We start from the raw sequence: 20,241 nt of genomic DNA, 5'->3' as shown, positions 1-20,241 counted from the left end.
TAGAAAATTCTAAACATTATGCGTAAGAAATAATGATTTTAACAATCATAAATCACAAAAAGAGTCAGCCCGGAAGCTGACTCTTTTTTGTTTTGTTCAGGTGGAGATGTTTTATTTTAAATTCATCAAGTAGAACCTGGTACACCTTTGGTTGCTGAATTATTCTAATGCAATGCCCTTCCGGAGTGGTTTTGTCTTGAAAAGGACCCAGGGGAAATAACCTTGCTCCAATTAGAACGCAGTTACCCTAGACTTTTCATGCCTCGACTTGCCTCTGGAAGGGCAATTTTATTAGAAGAATTTAATGGGTTATTGCGTCTTCATAACACGAGTAGAAGCCTGCATGCCGTTGCCTGATACTTTCAGGAGGTAAACTCCACCGGCTATGTCTTTCAGTTTAAGTTCTACTTGGTTTAGCCCTTCATTTATTTCCAGTTGCCGAACCAGCAGCACACGTCCTTTCATATCTGCCAGCTGCAGGGTAACCCGCTCTGCCACTGGTGCGGTTACAGTTACATGCAGCAGGTTGTTGAACGGACTTGGGTGTGCCTGTAGCTGCAGCTTGTGCTCTACACCGTTGCCGTTAACAGCTATAACCTGGCTATATTCGTGTTGTCCGTCATAATCAATTTGCTTCAGGCGGTAATAAACAGTGCCGGTTACCGGTTTTTTGTCCAGGAACGAGTATTTGGTTTCCAAGTTTGTGTTTCCTTTCCCTGTTACAGTGCCTATCTTCTCAAACTTTCTCCCGTCGGTGCTACGCTCTATCTCGAACCGATCGTTGTCTTTTTCAGATGCAGTGAGCCATTGCAGCGTTGCCTGGCCTTGCTGTACGGTAGCCGTAAAATAAACCAGTTCTACCGGCAAGGAGGTCGTAGTAGGTGCCTCCCCGTAGATTTGGATGGTCATTGGTGTACTTGTGGTGATATTTCTGGCATCAGTAGTTAGCACTGTGAAGGAGTAGGTGCCAGACATTAAACTGGCTGCGTTATTCACCACAATATTACCATTAGGCAAGAGACTTGTGCCATCCGGTAATAGATTACCAAATGCCAAGCTAGCACTTTTAACACCACCGTCTGGATCAAAAGCACTTGCCAGTACAGTATTATTGGTATAATCTGTTTTATACCTTGGTGCTGCCAACAGGTACTCAGTGGGGCAGTTAACAGTAACAGTTACATTAGCTGTTGAGGTACCCCCTGTACAACTAGTATTGGCAGTCCAGGTAAACACAAAATTACCTGAATTTAAGCCTGTGGCAGTTGTTGTAGCCGAAGTAGGCGAAGTTATAGTAGGTAAAGTGCTACTGGTTGTAGTAGATACAGTCCAGGTACCACCCCCTGTCGTTGGAGTATTGCTACTTAAGTTAATTGTTAAATTACCGCCACATTGAGTCTGCCATGAAGAAGTAGCAGTTGGGCCAGGCTGTGCATTAACAGTAACCTGCGTATTTAATCTATAAACACCTGTACAAGTTCCGCTAGCTGATCTCACACCTACATAGAAGGTATGGCTTCCTGCTCCTAGTGTACCAGTAGAAAGTGTAATAGAGCTTGGTGTGTTTGTTGATTGAACTAGTACACCTGTTCCAACAGCCATATTTGTACTTACATTATAGAGCTGATAGGTGTAGCCTGCTTGTGGTGCGTTAACAGTTACAGAGCCTGCTGCATTGGTACATACAATGGGGGAGGTATTAGTAACAGTATTGTTTAAAGTTGGGCTACTTGTAAGCGTTACTGTTAAAAAGTTAGTTACTGTTGTAATGCAACCAGTGGTTCTATCATTTATTCGAAGACTAAATGAAGAAGGGGCGGACACGGTACCTGCTGATAATGATATAGTAGCAGTAGTTCCTGAACCCTGAACAGGAGAGCCAACCAATGCGCCAGCTGAATTCACCAATTGGTAGTTATAGCTTGCATTGGTACCTGATACCGAAACTGTTGCTACTCCAGGACAAGTTAAACTTGTAGTTGTTGAGGCAGGTAACCCAGTAGTAACAGGTACGGGATTAACGGTAACAGTAATTGTATTGGTCGAAATGGCATCACATGTGGCTCCGCTTATTCTTCTGGCTCTTACATAGAGTATGGTACCAGCAGTTAAGGCGTTTGAAGTTAGTGTAATAGTACCACCTGTGCTGAGTAAAGAACTACCTGCGCTGGTATAAGTAAAGTTAGGTGCCGTACCACTTCTTGTAACTAGGGCATAAGATACACCAGAAACAGTATTATTTAATGTAAGTGAAACTGTACCACCACTACATGTTGCGAAGGTGTTTGTAGTAAAAGCTGGTGTAGCCGGAGGGGCACACTGTACTATTACTGGCGTTGCTCTTTCGCTTACACAAGTGCCGCCTGTAGTGGTGTAGGTTGCAGTAATAGAGGCTCCCGCAAACACTTCAAACTCAGACAAACCTGAAACTATAAAATTGCCATCTTGTGTGGCTGTTACAGGGGTAAAAGGCGTTCCATCAATAATAAGCGTTACCTGCGATCCTGGTGCTGCTCCTCTGCCAATTATGGTGGTACTACCTTCGTTTATAGGGCCGTTCATAACTGGCGCAGTTGGAGCAGTGGTTCCTGTAACTACGTTAGAGTTTACACTACGAACTTCTCCTACTATCAATGCTCTTGCTGTTATGGCAGTTCCTGCGCCAATACCACCACCTGCAGCACTTGAAAGATCTGCAGACCAAGTGCCTAAACGGGATACTCTGGCTGTAATCGGCGTAGATGTTCCATTTTGGTTTACGATGGTGCCGTTACGCTGACCTGCTGTGCCCCCTGTAAAAAACTGAATGGTCGTTCCAGCTGGCTCTGTAGAGGTGCCTGTTAGGCGGGTAACCCTTCCACACTCTGTTAAGGCGTTGATTGTTGGTGCCTCAGAAACATTTTGCACGTCTAACAGGTTAGAAGGGGAGGAGTAAGAGTTTTCGCAAGTTAAGCTACCTCCTCCTGTTAATGTCCGGACCGTTCTTACATTTATAATATCAGTAGCTTGAAGAGCAGGAAGTGTTAGCGACCAGGATACTGCTGCAGTGGTGGAAGTGATTACAGGAACTGCTCTTTGGGATTGAGGAACACTATTTACTATAAGTATTACATTTGTGGTTACACTACCACCGGGAGTTGCAGCAACAGATCCTAGGATAGTAGTGGTATTAACAGGAATACCTGATAGAGATGACGTAGAAATTGCAATAGATTGAGTTGCATTGTTAGAAGTGTATTCAGCACTGGTAATGGAAACAACTTCTCCGTTTACCCTAAAAGGGCCATTTCTCCAACATAATTGGTTAGATCTTAACGATTCGCAACCACTAAATGTGCCGCCGCTTAAAGGCGTTGTAGTTGCAAAGTAATTGAATTGGCCAAGAGCTACGGCTGGAGTTTCCCATGATTGATTTGCAGCTGTGGTAGTTACATCATGTGATATAATAAAAGTAGCATTATTATTCCCATCTACAGAGTAAATCCTAATCCGCTGGCTTCCAACATAGCTGGTGGTGCCTATAAATGGTCTGTTATTATTTCCTGTTCCTCCAAGTGCGGTGATGACAGGGGGGGGAATTGAAAAACAAAAGCCACTTGTAACGATAACAGCTTCAGATAAAGGAGATACATCCTTGTTAGGAGGTTTAACTGTAGCGGTTATGGTGTTTCCTAACGTGAGTGAATTAACAGGGATGCCAGTTAAGGTCCAGGATCCATCTGCCAAAACAGTGGTGGTGCCCAAAGTGGAGGTTGTGCCGCCATCAGTTTTGTAAGCTGTAATTATAGAGCCAGGAGCTTCAACAGAAATTCCTGTAATGGTGGTAGTAACAGCAGTAATTGGGTCCCGAACTACAGGAGGTGCTGCTGCTATCGATAGAATAGGGAATGCACCAGCCTGTATCTGGTTCAAGCTTGTAGGAGGAAAGGAACTGATAACATCACTCCAGGCTCTTTGCCTATTGTAGCTATAGGAGGCATAGTTTACCCCACCTACATCCGATACGGTTCCTGTTATACCACTTTGTGCACTGGTAACGGTAATACCGGTCATTCTCAAAGGAGTGGTAGCGGTTATAGCTCCAGCAGGAAAGGCTGACAGCGGTACATAGAAATCATAAAAATAATCGGGGTTGCCACCGCCTAGCGAAGCTGCAACTGATCTTTGCGAAAATTGCGACACAGAACCAGAAAAAACTTTAGGCCCACCGTTTGGCGCATTTCTATGGTCATATATAGCAACATCAAAGTTAGTGGCTAAAACAACCTCAAACTCAAAACCAGGGTTAGGAGCTGTAGATTGCGTGTTGAAGCTATTGTTAGAGTCAATTAATACGCTGTAGCCTTTAGAGGCGGTGGAAGCAGAGCCAATTCTAACTCTGAAAAGAAGGTGAGTTTCATTAAAGTAGGCAGCTAAAGGAGCACCTGTGGTAGAGCCATCAGCATTTGGTGGAGCAAGGTCTGTATGGCCTCCGCCACTGCCAGTAGTTAGGTCATTTAATGGTTCAGTTTGTAAGGCAGGAAAGGCTCTGTAAGGAATTTCGCTAAACCCGACACCCTCGTCTCTTGCGCCAGATGCCCATCCTGCGGATGTTGCAGACACATAACCATCCCCATTTGGGTCAAGAACATTTTGTCCACCGCTTGTGGCCGGGCGGTAAATAAGGCCAGGGGTTTGCGCTAATACAGTAGAAGATGTGAAAAAATTTGCAAAGAGCAAACACAACAGGAAGAAAAAGACGCACTGTAAGTTTGTTTTCATACGGGGGTGTTTTGATGAATTCCTTTGGGTATTTTAATTAATCTCTATTGGTAAAATCAGTAAGTTAAGTTAAAAGTGTTTGATATCTAACCACTTTATAAGCGAAAGGTTTTCTCCAAAATTGCTGTATCTCTCTTTTAATGCAAGAAATAGGGGCGCAGGTAGAGATGTGAATTTTGTATAAAATATATAATTTTAATGGAGGGAGGGATAAATAAAAAAAACCGTCAGGTGTTACGCTAGCGGGTTTTTTTAAAAAAATATTAATTTAGCTATACTTATAAAATAATAAGTAAAAATTAAATAATCCTGATTTTAAGGCTGATTAAATTTATTAGTTTTTGAACTTTTAAGGGCCAAGGTTTAAACAAGTTATTGGAACACCTGTTAATATTAAATTTTTTGTTTATGATTTTATTACTCTGGTTTTGCTATCGATGCCGTTGCCTTTGATGACCATAATATAAGCACCGGCAGGAAGCGTATCAGTTGGAATTTCAATATTGCTCTGGCCTTGCTCAATGTTAAGGGTTTGAGCCATTACTACGCGGCCCTGCAGATCCAGGAGTTGCAGCTGCGCTTGGCCCATTGTAGCAGAAGGCACGCTTAAGGTCAGTTGCTGTGAAAAGGGGTTTGGGTAAGTTTGTATCTGTACACTAGCTGCCTTACCACGCGCTGCAACAGTTATTACTTTGCTGAATTCAAAAATACCGTCTGTATCAACTTGCTTCAGTCGGTAGTATACTAAGCCGGCTGGCGCTTGTGAGTCCAGGAAAGTGTAGTTAAGTTTGAGGCTGCTGTTTCCTGCACCTTTTACTTTGCCTACTGTTTTATAGGTAATACCGTCCTGGCTTCTTTCTACGTTAAAATAGTCATTATCCTGCTCTGAGGCGGTGCTCCAAACTAATGCGATTCCATTATTCTGTGCTTGTGCCGAAAAAGCTGTTAACGATACCGGAGTGGAGAAACCCATCATAGTGATGTTATAAGTAGCAGGCGCCATGCTGGTTGCACCAAAGTTGTCTGTGGCTGTGTATTTGAACATACATTCGCCTTCGTAAGAAGGAGTAGGCTCAAAGCTAAGAGCAGAGGCTTCTTCTGGTGTAATTTCCTGGCCTTGTTTTGCCATTTTATTGTTTACATACAGCTTGCCATTAGATGTGTTGGGTACTGAAGTAAGTGTAAAGTTCTTAATGGTTCTACCTTCTCCAACATTTGCTTTAAGCGGGTTGATTTTTGTGATACTACCTTCTGTAGTGGCTACTGGCATAATTACGGCAACATTTTCTACTGAGGGCGCATTAATTTTTTGTGTTGGATTGTAGTTGCTGCTGTTGTTAGTTAAGTTTATATCCTTCTGTGTACTGATCAGAGCTACTATGGCAGTATGACTAAAGCTGTTTGTCGTATTTAATTTTGCAATTATAGTAACCGTTTTAGTTGCATTTCCTTCCATGGCTTGTACATTCCAGGTGTTCTTTTTAGCATCGTATCGCCAGTTGTCGCCAGCTGTTGAGCGTACATAAGTGAGCTCGGCAGGTATAAAGTTCTGAATAAACACACCATCCCAAGCTGGGTAAGTACCGATGTTGTTTACCTTATAAGTAACAGTAACTTCTTGTCCAACTTTTAATGGCAGGCTTGCCTGCATGCCGTGGTTCAGGGTCAGGTCGATGTCGTATACAATCGGAATGTTATAAGTAGCAGCTGATGAAACAGCTTTCTTATTATCAGTAGCAGTATAAGTAAAAGTGGCTGTTGCCTCGTAGGTTATAGAAGCTCTGTAGCTTAATTGTGCAGCTTGATCTAACGTAACAATTTGTCCGGCTTTGGCGGGTACATTGTTTACATACAATACGCCTAACCAAGATTGCGGTAACGAAGCAATGGTAAAGTAAGAGATAGTGCCGTCAGCATCTGTTGCGCTTAATGGGGTAATTACTTTAGCCAGTGAGGTATTGTTTGGAACCTCTGGAGAGGTAATGTTTTGTGCTACTGGTTGCTTGTTAGCTTGGGCTAACGCAACGGTTTGAGACAAAATCAGAACAATAATAACAGTTAGTGAATTAAGTGTGTTTCTAAGGCGGCGGGCAACAAAAATAGTTAACATAAACTTTGGCATTTCAGCGTTCTAAATTATTTCAGGAGTATTCTTTCGAGTCTGTGTACCTGCTTTCAGGTAAATTCTGAACTGCTTATTAGAAAGATGATGCCAGTAAAAAGGATGTTGAAGAGATGATAGGATTTTTACAGGTAAATTATGATGGTAAGGGTGGTATAGGGGCTTTAAATGTAATATTTATTATAAAGTAATAAATTTCACTTAATGATTTTGCCTATTAAATGTTTCTTTTTTTCCTAATTTGGGACTTTGATTTCTTAAAATGAGATTGATTCTAAAATGTGGAAAACGGGGTTCTTTGAAATACTATCATTCTCTGAACCAAAACTCTAATTCTAGCTGTGCGGTAGCCGAGTATAATTATTGCTCTTCAGCTAACCCTCTTTTTGTCATTCTGGAAGTATCTTGTGGGCGAGAGGCAAAAGCAATGGCTACTTGCTTGGAAGTTTAGATTAAATAGTAGCTGCCTCAACTTAGGTAAAGACGTGGATTTTTCTTATTCCTGGAGTTTTGCTTCTTTGTTTCTTGATACCACAGCAGCCAGGCTAAGGGTTTTTATTAAATTTACTACAAACACACCTGCCCACGCTGCTTGTTTTCACCAGCAAGCAAACGTCCCTTAGAGCATGAAATATCAGATTTTTATGTGTTTCGATTTGACCTGTTGCCCTAACAGTAGAAATGCCTGTTGATGAGGAACCGCAACAGGGGCGGGCGGAGCGGTTTTTCTCTGGGACCATCCTGCGTCTGACGGTTATGATCTTGATACAATTAGAACCATAGAAAACCCAGGCCCGACAAATCTGGGACTCCTGCATTCCCATTTGCTGAACACGTTTAAGGAGGTCCCCTTCCCGCAACTGTGCCGGCTCATAGTGCATCTGGCAAAGGTATGGGGAGGTAGGTAGATAAAGAGGAGAGCGATTAATACTGGGTTGTGCACAGTATCTATCGCTCTCCTTGTGATTCAGCTATTTTGAACCAGCAGTTTCCTACCTTATTTAAATGGAATTCAGAGCTTCTGTTTGTGCCATTATCAGATATGATGAGCAGGTGCATGCCCTGAGGTAGTAGCGCTGTTTTAGATATAATTATTTATTTTTTGCAAGTAGCAGACGCATACCTTCCATGGCCTTGTACACATGGGAAAGTTGCTCATTGGTGATGCAGTAGGGGGGGAGGCAGTAAATTATATTGCCAAGTGGTCTTAGAATTAGACCTTGAGAAAGCGCGTAATTATAGAGTGTGTCGCGCAGGTTACTGAAGTAGGAGGTAGTGCCAACTTCAAATTCGATAGCTAAAATGGTGCCTTGCTGCCGCACTTCCTTTATGTGAGCGAGCTCTTTTATTTGTTGAGCGAAAGCAGCGTGTTGTGCCGAAATACGGGCAATGTTTGTCTGGGTATGCTCCTGTAATAACAGATCCAGGCTGGCCAGGCCGGCAGCACAGGCCACTGGGTTAGCGGTGTAGCTGTGACCGTGGAAAAAGGTTTTTGATTTGTCTTCGTGCAGAAAAGCTTCGTATAAACGTTCCGTACAACTGGTTACGCCCAGTGCCATGGTGCCGCCTGTGAGGCCTTTGGAGAGACATACCATATCCGGCTTATGGGAGAGGTAATGGCTGGCAAAGGTTTGGCCGGTCCGGCCAAAGCCTGTCATCACTTCATCGGCAATGGTGAGCACCTGGTGGTGCTGACAGAGCGCTACCAGCCGGTCCAGGATGGCAGGTGTGTACATAACCATTCCAGCAGTGCCCAGCACTAGCGGTTCGTAAATGAAAGCTGCTTTGTCATTTTGCTGAAGTAGCTCCTCAAGCTGTGCAAAGGTTTGTTCCTCGTGGCCGGGTACAGGCACATCAATAAAATCGACATCAAACAGAAACTGCTGGAAAGGGGCTGTAAAGGTGCTGCGCGCGCTCACGCTCATCGCTCCAAATGTATCGCCGTGGTAGCTGTCGCGGAAGGCGATAATCTGGGTTTTAGGTATGCCCTGGATGTGCCAGAACTGCAGAGCCATTTTAAGTGCTACCTCCACAGCTGTAGAACCATTGTCGGAGTAAAAGATGCGGCGCTGGCCTTCCGGAAGAACCTGAATCAGGCGTTCTGCCAATTCTACAGCTGCCGGATGTGTAAAACCCGCGAATATAACGTGCTCCAGAGTCTGTAGCTGCTCTGCCACTTTCTGCGCAATATAGGGGTGTGCATGCCCGTGCAAAGTAACCCACCACGACGAAACAGCATCGATATAGGCCTCGCCGGTTTCAGTGAATAACAGCGCTCCTTCTCCGCGTACAATGGGTATAGGGGGAGCAGCAGTTTTCATTTGTGTGTAAGGGTGCCATATTACCTGTTGGTCGCGTGCAGAAAGACTCATGTTTTATTCCTGTTTTAGTGGAAATGTTAGCGCAAGGATGTCAGCCTCAAAGGCCCCAGTCAGATTATTCTAATGAAAATGGCCTTCCTGAGCCATTTTCTGAGTTTTGGGGCCAGTACAAAAAATCTGGAGGCGCTAACGTGTTCGTAGTTTTTTAATCAAATAGCTGCTTTAGGTAGAAAGATAAAACTTATTTGTTAGAGATACCCTTTAAATTGTTCGGCATACTCGGCCACGGTCTCTTTACAAAAATCTGCTTCCTGGCGAATAGAGGGCAAGCGTCGCAGACCCGTATACTTTACAATAAAATCTTCGGATGAAGCATTCTCTTCGCCATTGAAAATAATACCCGCCACTGGAATTTTTCGATAGCGCAGCACCTCCGCCGTGAGCAGTGTGTGGTTTATGCTGCCTAGGTAATTGCGCGACACAAGCACAACTTCCAGCCCCAGCTGCTGCACCAGGTCCAGGACCAGGTACCGCTTGTTCAAGGGTACCATCAGGCCGCCTGCTCCCTCCACAATCAGGTTGTGGTCGGTGTGCGGGAGCTTAATGTTGCGAACGTCTATCTCTATGCCCTCAGCTGCTGCGGCCTTATGTGGCGAAGCTGCCATCTTCAGGCGGTAAGCTTCCGGGAAAAATACAGCCTGCTCATGTGTGACCAGACTCTTTACAGTGTCGGTGTCAGTAAAATCAAGGCCTCCGGCCTGCACGGGTTTCCAGTAATCTGCCTGGAGCGCTTCGGTAAGAATGGCTGCGGCAACTGTTTTGCCAACGTCCGTTCCGATGCCTGTTACAAAGTAGCGTTTCATGTGTGTCTTTTGATGGCCTGTACAAGGCCATCAATTTCCTGTTGAGTGTTAAAAGTATGGACAATGAGCCGTAACCGTTCGGTTCCCTTCGGAACGGTAGGACTCATAACCGGGCGAATGTCAAATCCTTCGTTCTGTAAAGCTAAAGCCAGTGGCTTGAGCTGTTGCGCATCGTGCACAAACACAGACAGAATTACACTGTGCTGTGGCGTGCAGCGTATATGGGCTGCGTTGTTTAACTCTTTATATAAGTAATCTGCCAGCTTTTGCACCTGAGCCCGCTCCTCGTGTAAGTGGGGTAGCAGGTGGTAAGCACATTGCAGCGCCAGCACATCGTGTGCAGGCAAGGCCGTAGTGTAAATAAAGGAGCGACTAAAATTTATAAGAAAGTCGCGCAAAATGGCTGGTCCGACTATGGCTGCACCGTGGCATCCCATGGCTTTGCCATAAGTGAGTACCCGCGCAAACACTTCTTTATCTAGTCCAAGTGCCGTTGTTAGTCCTTCGCCTTTGGGACCGTAAAGGCCAACAGCATGTGCCTCGTCTACAATAAGAGCGGCTTCAGGTTCCTGACATACTTCTACCAGTTCCTGCAGCGGCGCCTTGTCGCCATCCATGGAATATACTGACTCAACCACTACAAACACCTGCCCGGCTGCGTGCTTTAGTTTTTGCCGTAGGTCCTCCAGGCTGTTGTGCCTGAAAGGGTAAGCTTTGGCAAAGCTTAAGCGAATGCCATCTTTTATGGATGCATGGCTGGCCTCGTCATAAAAGATGGTGTCGCCGCGTTGAGGCACTGCCGATAGCAGCCCTACATTGGCAACATATCCTGAATTATAAAGTAAGGCAGCCTCTGCCTGATGATACATGGCAATTTGCTTCTCCAGGTCTTCTGTTAGAGCGGTATTGCCCGACAAAAGCCTGGAACCAGTTGCGCCAACGGTCCAATGCTCTTGTTTTTCCAACTCTTCCCGGATCAGCTTTTTCAGTTTATCCGATCTTGCCAGCCCGAGGTAGTCGTTAGAGCAGAAGTCGGTTAGGCCGGCGGCCGTTTTTAGCTGGCGCAGGTTGCCCTGCGCTTCGCGATCCGCCAGCTTCTGTGCTAACTTCAATAAGACTTTAGACATTTTTCAATAGACGCTAGTACATGTCAAATTAGAAATCAAGAATTCAAAATTAGAAGTGCTGCTCGTAGGTATGAACTTTCATCCTTTCGCTGCACCTAAAATTTAAAATTCAACTTGACTGAGCACTAGCCACGTGCAGCCGCCATATCTTATAATCTTTAATTTGGCACAGCGCTAGCTACTGCTTCTTCTTTAAACGACTGGCGTGGTTGCAGGCCTAAAAGTTCAAACATGGCTTTGTCGGTGTCGAAATCAGGGTTTGGAGTAGTAAGGAGCTTTTCGCCGGTAAAAATAGAGTTGGCGCCTGCCAGAAAGCAAAGTGCCTGCTCCGTTACGCTCATTTGCTCACGGCCAGCAGAAAGACGCACCATGGCTTGTGGCATCAGAATACGGGCAGTGGCAATCATGCGCACCATTTCCCATACCGACACGCGCGGCTGCTCAGCCAATGGCGTGCCTTTTACCGGCACCAGCGCGTTTACCGGCACTGACTCAGGGTGTTGCGGCAGTGTAGACAGCGTATGCAGCATGCCAATTCTGTCTTCGTCTGTTTCGCCTAAACCTATAATGCCCCCGCTGCACACCGATATGCCAGCCTCGCGCACATGTTCCAGCGTGTCGAGGCGGTCGTTGTAAGTGCGGGTGGTAATAATTTTGTCGTAATGTTCCTCTGAGGTATCAAGGTTGTGGTTATAGGCGTAGAGTCCAGCTTCTTTAAGGCGCTGTGCCTGGTACTCGTTCAGCATACCTAAGGTGCAGCATACTTCCAGCCCCAGTTCGTTTACTCCTTTCACCATTTCCAGTACCTGATCGAAGTCGCGGTTGTCGCGGATCTCGCGCCAGGCAGCGCCCATGCAGAAGCGGGTAGAGCCACCTTCTTTAGCACGCTGTGCAGAAGTAAGCACCTGCTCTTTGCTCAGCAGCTTATGCACATCCACACCTGTATGATACCTGGCAGCCTGCGGACAATAAGAGCAGTCTTCCGGGCAGCCACCTGTTTTTACCGAAAGCAAGGTACATACTTGTACTTCGCCGGTGGCCTGGTATTGCTTGTGCACATTGGCAGCTTCAACGATCAGCTCCAGTACGGGCTTATAATAAATAGCCTTTATCTCTTCCAGACTCCAGTTGTTGCGGATGTCTGTTTTTTGTCCGTTTTGCGTCATGGTACTCGTGTTTAGAATGCGAAGGTAATCTCTAGATTCAACAATAAAAATTTGTTTTGCCTATTGCGAAAGTGGATAATTAGCTAATATACTAAAATAGTGGAGCTTGACGGTGGAAAAGCCATTTGTTAATTTGTTTGTAAGTTAGCGGGAGCGAATAGCTGAGTTGCCTGCACCAAAACCTTTGGCAGAATTATTCTAATGAAAATGGACTTCAGAAGAGATTTTATTGTTTTAATACTAAGGATTAGAAAGGGGAGATTTTCTTTTGTATCGGGAGTTAGTTAGGTGAGGAGTAAGGCTGGTTGAGATTTGAGATGGTGTTTAATTTTTCCCACAGTTTTGACCACCCTTTCACATTGTCATCCAAAAGGGATCTCGTGGGCGAGATCCATGAGCATTAGCTATAGGTGGTATAATCTAAGCAGGCATAGTTGCTACTCATGCTGTGACAGCAGGGTGGAGTAGTTTAATAGCTGTTGGAGTCTTTGATCGTTTTGTATTGATACTACAATCGTTAGACCACGATTAAAAGGAAGGTCATCTTGAGCTGGAGGATTGGCGCCCGATTGTCGAAAGAACTACATCGTACAAAGAAGCTGTAAAGCCACGTCTTGCTACTTCCGCCATGTCATAGTGCTCTTTTTAATAGTTTCTTCGACAGGCTCAGAATGACCTTAAAAAGTAAACATACATCATTGATAACAGCATACATATAACTGGTTATTCCTCGGGTTGCCAGTTGCGACTTTAATATAAAAAGAACTAACTGAAATGAAGATCCGCCGAGTAGAGGACCCCTGCACCCCCACTCGCTAAACGCTCCGACAGTGCTGGCTCAATTTATACAGCTGGCAAAGGTGTTCGCTCTGTAGCAGCTTTAGGGAAGCTGCTGTCTAGGGTTACAGATCCGGAAAATAACATGAGAACGAATAAAACCAGAAAGAGCCAGCTGGTGTAGCTGGCTCTTTCTGGTTTTGACATCTAAAGAAATTTAAACGTCTACGCGGGCATATTTAGCGTTGCGTTCTATAAAGTCACGGCGCGGACCTACTTCGTCGCCCATCAGCATCGAGAACAGGTGATCGGCTTCTGCGGCAGAATCAATGGAAACCTGCTTCAGGCTTCGGGATGTAGGGTCCATGGTGGTGTTCCAGAGCTGTTCCGGGTTCATTTCTCCAAGACCTTTGTAACGCTGTACGTTCACGGTGTCTTCACGGCCTTTACCTACTTCGCGAATGGCATCTATGCGATCTTGCTCGCTCCAGCAGTAGCGCTCTTCTTTGCCTTTTTTGACGAGGTAAAGCGGAGGCAGTGCTATATAGATATAGCCGTTCTCAATCAACTCTTTCATATAGCGGAAGAAGAAGGTCAGAATCAGCGTACGAATGTGAGAACCGTCTACGTCCGCATCCGTCATGATGATGACTTTGTGGTAACGCAGCTTCTGCATGTTCAGGGCTTTGTCGTCTTCGGGGGTGCCAAAGCTCACGCCAAGAGCCGTAATCATGTTCTTGATCTCTTCGTTTTCGTAGATGCGGTGCTCCTGTGCCTTCTCCACGTTCAGGATTTTACCCCGAAGCGGCAGAATTGCCTGGAACTTACGGTCGCGGCCCTGCTTGGCAGATCCACCCGCTGAGTCACCTTCCACGAGGTACAGTTCGCAGTTTTCGGGGTTGCTGTCGGAGCAGTCGGCGAGTTTACCGGGCAAGCTGGTGCCGGAAAGTACGTTTTTGCGTTGCACCATTTCACGTGCCTTGCGTGCGGCAAAACGGGCCTGTGCAGCCAATATTACCTTTTGCACAATAATACGTGCTTCACGCGGGTGCTCTTCCAGGTACTCGTTCAGCATTTCACCTACCGCAATGTCAACAGCACCAGAAACCTCTGAGTTACCCAGTTTGGTTTTGGTCTGGCCTTCGAACTGTGGCTCTGCTACTTTCACTGATATGACAGCTGTCAGACCTTCGCGGAAGTCGTCGCCGGCGATATCAATCTTTACTTTGTCGAGCATGCCCGATTTTTCGGCATAACTTTTCAGGGTGCGGGTAAGTGCTCTCCTGAAACCAGCCACGTGGGTACCGCCTTCTATGGTATTGATGTTGTTTACGTAAGAGAAAATATTCTCTGAGTAGGAGGTGTTGTACTGGAGTGCGATTTCTACAGGCACACCGTTTTTCTCACTTTCAACATGTATTGGCTCTGGTATCAGGTTTTCGCGTGTCTCGTCGAGGTAAGCGACAAACTCCTTCAAGCCGCCTTCCGATAGAAACGAATCCGTCAGCAACGGCCGTCCTTCTTCGTCGAGCTCGCGCAGGTCCTGCAGGTTAATCCGGATGCCTTTGTTCAGGAACGAAAGCTCCCGCATGCGGCTCTGGATGGTGTCGTATTTATATTCAGTGGTGGTGAAAATAGAGCCGTCGGGCTTAAACTGCACCGTAGTACCGGTTTTGTCTGTAACACCAATTTCGCGCACCGGGTATTGCGGAACACCAATATTAAAGTGCTGCTCAAAAATTTTGCCGTTGCGGTGCACGGTTACGTGCAGGTCGGTGGAGAGCGCATTTACGCAGGAAACACCTACACCATGCAAACCACCCGAAACTTTATATGTGTCTTTATCGAATTTACCCCCGGCGTGCAGTACCGTCATTACTACTTCCAGGGCCGAGCGGCCTTCTTTCTGGTGAAAGTCTGTCGGGATGCCTCGTCCGTTATCGGAAACGGTAACGGAGTTATCGGGGTTTATAGTAACTGAAATTTCGTCGCAATGGCCGGCCATGGCCTCATCGATAGAGTTATCTACTACTTCCCATACCAGGTGGTGCAGGCCCTTTATACCGATATCGCCAATGTACATGGCAGGTCGCTTGCGGACTGCTTCGAGTCCTTCCAGCACCTGAATACTATCTGCTGAATAATTATTTGCTAATTGTTTTTCTTCCACTTCACTCATGTGTGTAAAAAGATACATTAATAAGTAAAATTACCACTTTAATTTCGTTTTAGCTATACTTTTATAAGCAAGAAACACTGTTTTATCCAACAGCTTTTAGTCGAGGTGCCTTGCTGGTAAGCCTAATCTATTTTAAACAATTTTTAGGCTGCTTAAGTGCCTGCTCTGCCTTTACAAGTTTGGGCTTAGCGGCTTCTTTTGCAAGAGGTCAGCCTCCTGTCAACTAGTTTTTAGTTCGTACAACTTATCCTGTAAGCTGCTGTTTCGACGTTTTGGTAGGTTGTTTTCTGGTTCTATCAAAATCATTCAAGAAGTCATTCCACATTTGGTGTTTATTGGTTCGTAGGTGCTGTTCCTGTGCCAAGAATTAAAGTGGAGCTATGATGAAGTTTAGGTTGGCCCTGGCAGCTTTATTTATTGGATTCAAAATGTGATGAAGAGCTTACCTGTAATTATTGAAAAACGAGAAAGACCAGTGCCAGTGGAGCTGAGACGGTACATTTATTATGCATGTAGAGGAAGATGGGATGACTATGGTAAGCTGTTGTTTTTGAGTTAGTTATAAAGATTTAATGTCTTTAGGGAGCTGTTTCAACCCTTTTAGGGACAACTAAATTTATGAACGGTGAGGATTTATTACTTAGAAAAGTTGATTGTTCTCTAACGCCTGTTAGTATTATTAAATTTTTAATGGAGGTGCCTCTAAGATGTATTTATTTTTATTTATTTAAAAATTAGAATAAATGTTTGCTTAATTTTCAATGTAAAATATTTTTTGTTGAAATATTTGCAAGTTAGAAATCACTGCCTTACCTTTACATCATCAACAAACAATGTAGGGTGTTGAAACTGGCAGACAAGCCCTCCTCTCTCGGGGGTGGAGAATCCGGGATAAAGCAAGCATATTTTTTAATCAACTAAAGAATTTTGCCTAACTACTTCGTGAAGGTTCGATTCCTTCCCCTACAGCAAAGGCCTCATCTGGAAAGACGAGGCCTTTTTTTATTTACTATTGGACTAAATTCGGCGGTTTAGGGTTTCTCTATTTGAGAAACACACCCTTTTATTATGGCTACCAACCTTATATGCACTCATTCCAAAATTACCTCTGAAAGGGTATTTTGATTAGCATAATTCGTTGCCTTAGGCTCGGTGGAAAAGCTAGGAAACAGTAATCTATTTGGAGTTGGGGTAGGGAAGGAGCTAAAAAAGGCCGTTGCTTTTTTGCAACGGCCTTTTTTAGCTTTTTACATAAAGGTTCTGTAAATGGTGAAACTGGAGATGGCAATAATCAGAAAGCCTACCATAAGCATAAGCGCCTTTGGTTTTATTTTTTTGGCCATCAAGGCTCCGATAGGAGCAGCCACCACGCCGCCTGCTATCAGACCTAGCACAATCTGCCAGCTGTCTATCCCAACAAAAAAGAGGAATACCCCGGTGCTGAAAAAGGCCACAAAAAACTCGGCTGTGTTAACAGTACCAATGGTTTCGTTTGGCGTCTTTCCTTGAAAGATAAGATTGGTTGTTACAATAGGGCCCCAGCCTCCACCACCTACTGCATCAAAGAAGCCTCCTGTCAGGCCTAGTAGCGACACTCTTTTTACTTCCTCTTTTGGTTTGATAGGCCTGAAACTTTTTATGACAAGGAGCAAACCCATGAGCAGGAGATACCCCGATACATAAGGTTTAACTAAGTCACCATCAAAAAAGTCGGAAATAAGGTAGGCTCCTACTACTGCGCCTATCACACCCGGAATCACTATCTTTAAAAAGAGTTTCATGTTCACGTTCTTCAAAAACAGGTGCGACAATCCCGAAACACCTGTCGTGAAAACTTCGGCTGTATGCACACTGGCAGAGGCAACCGCCGGAGAAATTCCAAAATAAAGGAGGAGCGAGGAGCAACTAACGCCATAAGCCATACCAAGCGCACCATCAACAATTTGAGCCAAAAATCCGGCTGCTACAAAAAGAAAAAACCTGTTATCGAAGGGCATGCCAAAATCACCGTCGTTTACAACCAGCACCTTATACGCCAGGAAGAGAACCAAACCTATTTTTAGAGCAATTATAAGCCTACCGATGTGTTTTAGTGAAAACTTACTTGTCATTCCTTTTTAAATTTACTTTATGATAAATACTTAGTCGAGCTATGTCTCTGCTATAAAAATCTTTACCGGAGGAGCGTTGCTGGTACCAGAACAGGTAGCCTATTTCCATGGCAAAAGCAGGCGAAAGCCCACATTTGACGCCTCCATATATTCTGTTCTGGTCGAACACATTTCTGACAATGGTTTTTCCAAAATTCAGCATGACCTCGTCGTACAATACCAGCCCCAGGTTTTGGTTTCCTCTGTGGATTAGCGGAATTTCTGCCTGTAACCTGTAGCGAAACCTGAAGTTAAAGTTGTAGCCGGGTAGCAATTCATTTTCCTGTACCTTCCGGATAAACCTTTCTTCGAGCATGTACCGGTGATTTATGGTAGCCTCTGCAACCTTTTGTTTTAAGGTTATGTCGTGCTGCGCCCTTAATTCTCGTATTACCAGATCGCTCTTCGATCTTGGGTCTTGTGGGTATTGCAATGCATAGGTGAACCCAACTCCTGCCTGTACCTGCTCATGAAGCGTGTACCGGGCCTGCGATCTTATAACCAGATGATGTTCCTTTAAAGGACGGTAATACATCCTGGTGTCGACCTCTGATTGCAACAGCCATTTTGGGCTAATGGTGAGCTGGTTCTGGTATCGAACCCAAAACAAATCCTGCTTTAAAACTGATTTATCTGCTTGCCCCATCAATTTAACTGGCAGAAGCAATAAAATTAAAAATACGAACCGCATTCAGTGACCAGTCAAATATTTCTGCAATGTATATTAAATCTATTAAATTAGTAGACTATTGGTAAAATAAATTTTTACCTGCCTTTTAGCCTCAAAAAAGAGCAGAGAAGTTCTCTTTGGAAAAGAGTTGAAAGAAAAGTAAGAACAAGATAAAAGGTTTCTTGCTGCTTTTGACGTGAAGGCAGAATTAATTAGTTAACAACCAGTACTTAAGGGTTAAATTTAGGCCGAGGGAAGCCTTTGGCAGGAGCAGAGCGGCCGAAGAAGAGAAACCCGGTGTTTTAGAAAACGTGAATTTTTTAAATCTGGAAATCAAGAGGTTCTTGCGTTTCAACTTGCAGATAAGCATTAAGCGCCTCCAGGTCTGTTAAAAAGGTTTCATCTAGAATAGCAGCAGTGGCATCGCGTACTTTTTTCATCACAATCCTGATTTCGCAGGTTGCTTCGTCCTGGCACTCGTCGCATTTGCGGTAATATAGGTGGCTTACACAAGGAATGGGTGCTAAAGGACCGTCAATCATCCGGATAATATTGCCAACAGAAATTTCAGATGGTTCTTTTGACAGGGAATAACCACCTTTTTTTCCTCTTACACTATGCAGAATGCCGTTCGTTTTGAGGTCTACCAGTATCGCCTCCAGGAACTTTTTAGGAATACGTTCTTTTTCCGCAATATCAGAAATATTTACAAGTCCTGCTTGCTGCTGCTTTGTAAGGTAAAGTAAGGCTTTAAGTGCGTATTTTGCTTTTTTAGAAAGCATGAAAGGCTGGCTTTGATTTATTATGCAAAGTTACGGAAATACAAATGAAAGCGAAAATTTAATGTTAAACCTTATGAGGTTTGATCTGAATGCCCATGTAGCCTTTTCTATGGCACAGGAAGCCTTGCTGTTTTTCTTGGGGTAAGCACAAACAGTGTGAATCAGATAATTTGGCTCTCAAAGTAGATTATTTTTTGTTTCCAACCGAGAATCCGAAAGTAATGCGTGTGTCGTTCTTTTTCCGGCCGGGTTCCACTATGCTTTCATACGTGTTCTCAAAGTTACTTCTGATGGTAACCCACCTGGTTAGCGGCAATTCCACCGAAATGATAGTGTTCCAACGCAGGTTCGAAAAATCTTCCAGCGAGGGCAAAAAGAAGGTAGTATGCGATAACCTGATGCGGTTATTCTGGAAAGAATGTTTCCCCCGGAGCCTGGCAGAATTACGTTGAGTTACTATCGTTGGCCGTTCTCTAAAGTTGGTTGATTCATGAATAATGGCATTGGTAAAAGTCATTTCATGCCGTTCGGATTTTAGGAGCCGAAAGCCCAGACCCGCACCTGCGAGCTGCCGTAAATCGATGCGGCGAAGATTGCTGCGCTCCAGGGTACCCATGGCAAAACCATAAACTCTATTTTGTTTAAGTACTTCCACGTTCAGATCGGTATACCATTCGCGTTCTGCCAGCAATTGGTTTTGCCGACCGTAGGCAAAGCGAGGGTTAGTGGCAATAGATACGGCCGGGCCACCAAAAACAGCTTCGGTGCGCAACACAACCAGGCTACGGTCTACATTGCCCCAGCTAAAGTTGCCGTCTCCGATAAACCGGTAGCTCACGCTATCTATCAGTACAAATTTTTCTTTCTCAAGACTGTCGGGTGGCGGAAGCAGAAGCGTGTCTTGCGGCGGCGGGGGCGGAGCTAGTATAACAGGCTGCTGCGCCACTACAGGCTGCGTTCTTAGCAGCAAAATCAGGAATACAAAAAGTAGCAAGTGGTGGGTTTGCACAATTCTTTTCATTTTTCGAAGGTCGGGCAAAACAAAACCTTAACCAAAAGTTTTGAAACAAACCAAATTATTTAATAGCCTTTGCACCCAAATCAGCTTCTAATGCCTTGTGAGGTGCCAAATTATTAGAATGAAAATGATCTTCCGGAGGTAGTTATCAAAAGTTTAGCGCAAGAGCACTGCTGTTAAAATAACGTGAACTCGGGAATTAATTTGGTTTAAGACAGGCATTTGCGCAACAAAAAAGGCTAAGGATTAGGTAGAAATATTGTCCGATGTTTCACCTAACTCCTTAGCCTTATGCACTTTATCAT

General features: G+C 44.6%; 11 protein-coding genes. All 11 read right to left on the bottom strand.

The features are described 5' to 3' along the window. Positions 1-309 precede the first annotated feature (309 nt). A complete protein-coding gene (locus tag ACMA1I_RS22270) occupies positions 310-4,761 on the bottom strand; it encodes a T9SS type A sorting domain-containing protein (protein WP_337070700.1) in 4,452 nt (1,483 codons plus the stop codon). A 406-nt stretch (positions 4,762-5,167) separates the two neighbouring features. Continuing rightward, positions 5,168-6,871: a T9SS type A sorting domain-containing protein gene (locus ACMA1I_RS22265; protein WP_337070699.1), complete on the bottom strand. Its 1,704-nt coding sequence runs from the start codon at positions 6,869-6,871 to the stop codon at positions 5,168-5,170. A 1,103-nt stretch (positions 6,872-7,974) separates the two neighbouring features. Then, positions 7,975-9,255: an adenosylmethionine--8-amino-7-oxononanoate transaminase gene (bioA, locus tag ACMA1I_RS22260; protein WP_337070698.1), complete on the bottom strand. Its 1,281-nt coding sequence runs from the start codon at positions 9,253-9,255 to the stop codon at positions 7,975-7,977. A gap of 197 nt (positions 9,256-9,452) precedes the next feature. Continuing rightward, on the bottom strand, positions 9,453-10,067 hold the full coding sequence (gene bioD, locus ACMA1I_RS22255; RefSeq protein WP_337070697.1) for a dethiobiotin synthase: 615 nt from the start codon (positions 10,065-10,067) through the stop codon (positions 9,453-9,455). Then, the gene (locus ACMA1I_RS22250; protein WP_337070696.1) at positions 10,064-11,194 is read right to left on the bottom strand and encodes an 8-amino-7-oxononanoate synthase; all 1,131 of its coding nucleotides are present in this window, start codon (positions 11,192-11,194) and stop codon (positions 10,064-10,066) included. The genes bioD and ACMA1I_RS22250 overlap by 4 nt, the downstream gene beginning before the upstream one ends. A gap of 158 nt (positions 11,195-11,352) precedes the next feature. Continuing rightward, positions 11,353-12,360 (bottom strand): biotin synthase BioB, encoded by a 1,008-nt coding sequence (bioB, locus tag ACMA1I_RS22245; RefSeq protein ID WP_337070695.1) that lies wholly within the window; start codon positions 12,358-12,360, stop codon positions 11,353-11,355. A gap of 994 nt (positions 12,361-13,354) precedes the next feature. Beyond that, positions 13,355-15,316 (bottom strand): DNA topoisomerase (ATP-hydrolyzing) subunit B, encoded by a 1,962-nt coding sequence (gene gyrB, locus ACMA1I_RS22240; RefSeq protein ID WP_337070694.1) that lies wholly within the window; start codon positions 15,314-15,316, stop codon positions 13,355-13,357. A 1,247-nt stretch (positions 15,317-16,563) separates the two neighbouring features. Beyond that, a complete protein-coding gene (locus ACMA1I_RS22235) occupies positions 16,564-17,427 on the bottom strand; it encodes a sulfite exporter TauE/SafE family protein (RefSeq protein ID WP_337070693.1) in 864 nt (287 codons plus the stop codon). Next, positions 17,417-18,112 (bottom strand): DUF2490 domain-containing protein, encoded by a 696-nt coding sequence (locus ACMA1I_RS22230; protein ID WP_337070692.1) that lies wholly within the window; start codon positions 18,110-18,112, stop codon positions 17,417-17,419. The genes ACMA1I_RS22235 and ACMA1I_RS22230 overlap by 11 nt, the downstream gene beginning before the upstream one ends. Positions 18,113-18,456: 344 nt before the next feature. Continuing rightward, a complete protein-coding gene (locus ACMA1I_RS22225) occupies positions 18,457-18,918 on the bottom strand; it encodes an Rrf2 family transcriptional regulator (RefSeq protein WP_337070691.1) in 462 nt (153 codons plus the stop codon). Positions 18,919-19,105: 187 nt separating this feature from the next. After that, complete coding sequence (locus ACMA1I_RS22220) at positions 19,106-19,939, bottom strand: DUF481 domain-containing protein (RefSeq protein WP_337070690.1); 834 nt, start codon at positions 19,937-19,939, stop codon at positions 19,106-19,108. Positions 19,940-20,241: the final 302 nt, after the last annotated feature.

Source organism: Pontibacter sp. 13R65 (assembly GCF_047525655.1).
Classification (GTDB): Bacteria; Bacteroidota; Bacteroidia; order Cytophagales; family Hymenobacteraceae; genus Pontibacter.
This window is presented reverse-complemented; position numbering and strand designations above follow the sequence as displayed.

Excerpts from the sequence above, each read along its gene's own strand:
- ACMA1I_RS22270 (WP_337070700.1), bottom strand. The coding sequence starts at position 4,761 with ATGAAAACAAACTTACAGTGCGTCTTTTTCTTCCTGTTGTGTTTGCTC.
- ACMA1I_RS22265 (WP_337070699.1), bottom strand. The coding sequence starts at position 6,871 with ATGTTAACTATTTTTGTTGCCCGCCGCCTTAGAAACACACTTAATTCA.
- bioA (WP_337070698.1), bottom strand. The coding sequence starts at position 9,255 with ATGAGTCTTTCTGCACGCGACCAACAGGTAATATGGCACCCTTACACA.
- bioD (WP_337070697.1), bottom strand. The coding sequence starts at position 10,067 with ATGAAACGCTACTTTGTAACAGGCATCGGAACGGACGTTGGCAAAACA.
- ACMA1I_RS22250 (WP_337070696.1), bottom strand. The coding sequence starts at position 11,194 with ATGTCTAAAGTCTTATTGAAGTTAGCACAGAAGCTGGCGGATCGCGAA.
- bioB (WP_337070695.1), bottom strand. The coding sequence starts at position 12,360 with ATGACGCAAAACGGACAAAAAACAGACATCCGCAACAACTGGAGTCTG.
- gyrB (WP_337070694.1), bottom strand. The coding sequence starts at position 15,316 with ATGAGTGAAGTGGAAGAAAAACAATTAGCAAATAATTATTCAGCAGAT.
- ACMA1I_RS22235 (WP_337070693.1), bottom strand. The coding sequence starts at position 17,427 with ATGACAAGTAAGTTTTCACTAAAACACATCGGTAGGCTTATAATTGCT.
- ACMA1I_RS22230 (WP_337070692.1), bottom strand. The coding sequence starts at position 18,112 with ATGGGGCAAGCAGATAAATCAGTTTTAAAGCAGGATTTGTTTTGGGTT.
- ACMA1I_RS22225 (WP_337070691.1), bottom strand. The coding sequence starts at position 18,918 with ATGCTTTCTAAAAAAGCAAAATACGCACTTAAAGCCTTACTTTACCTT.
- ACMA1I_RS22220 (WP_337070690.1), bottom strand. The coding sequence starts at position 19,939 with ATGAAAAGAATTGTGCAAACCCACCACTTGCTACTTTTTGTATTCCTG.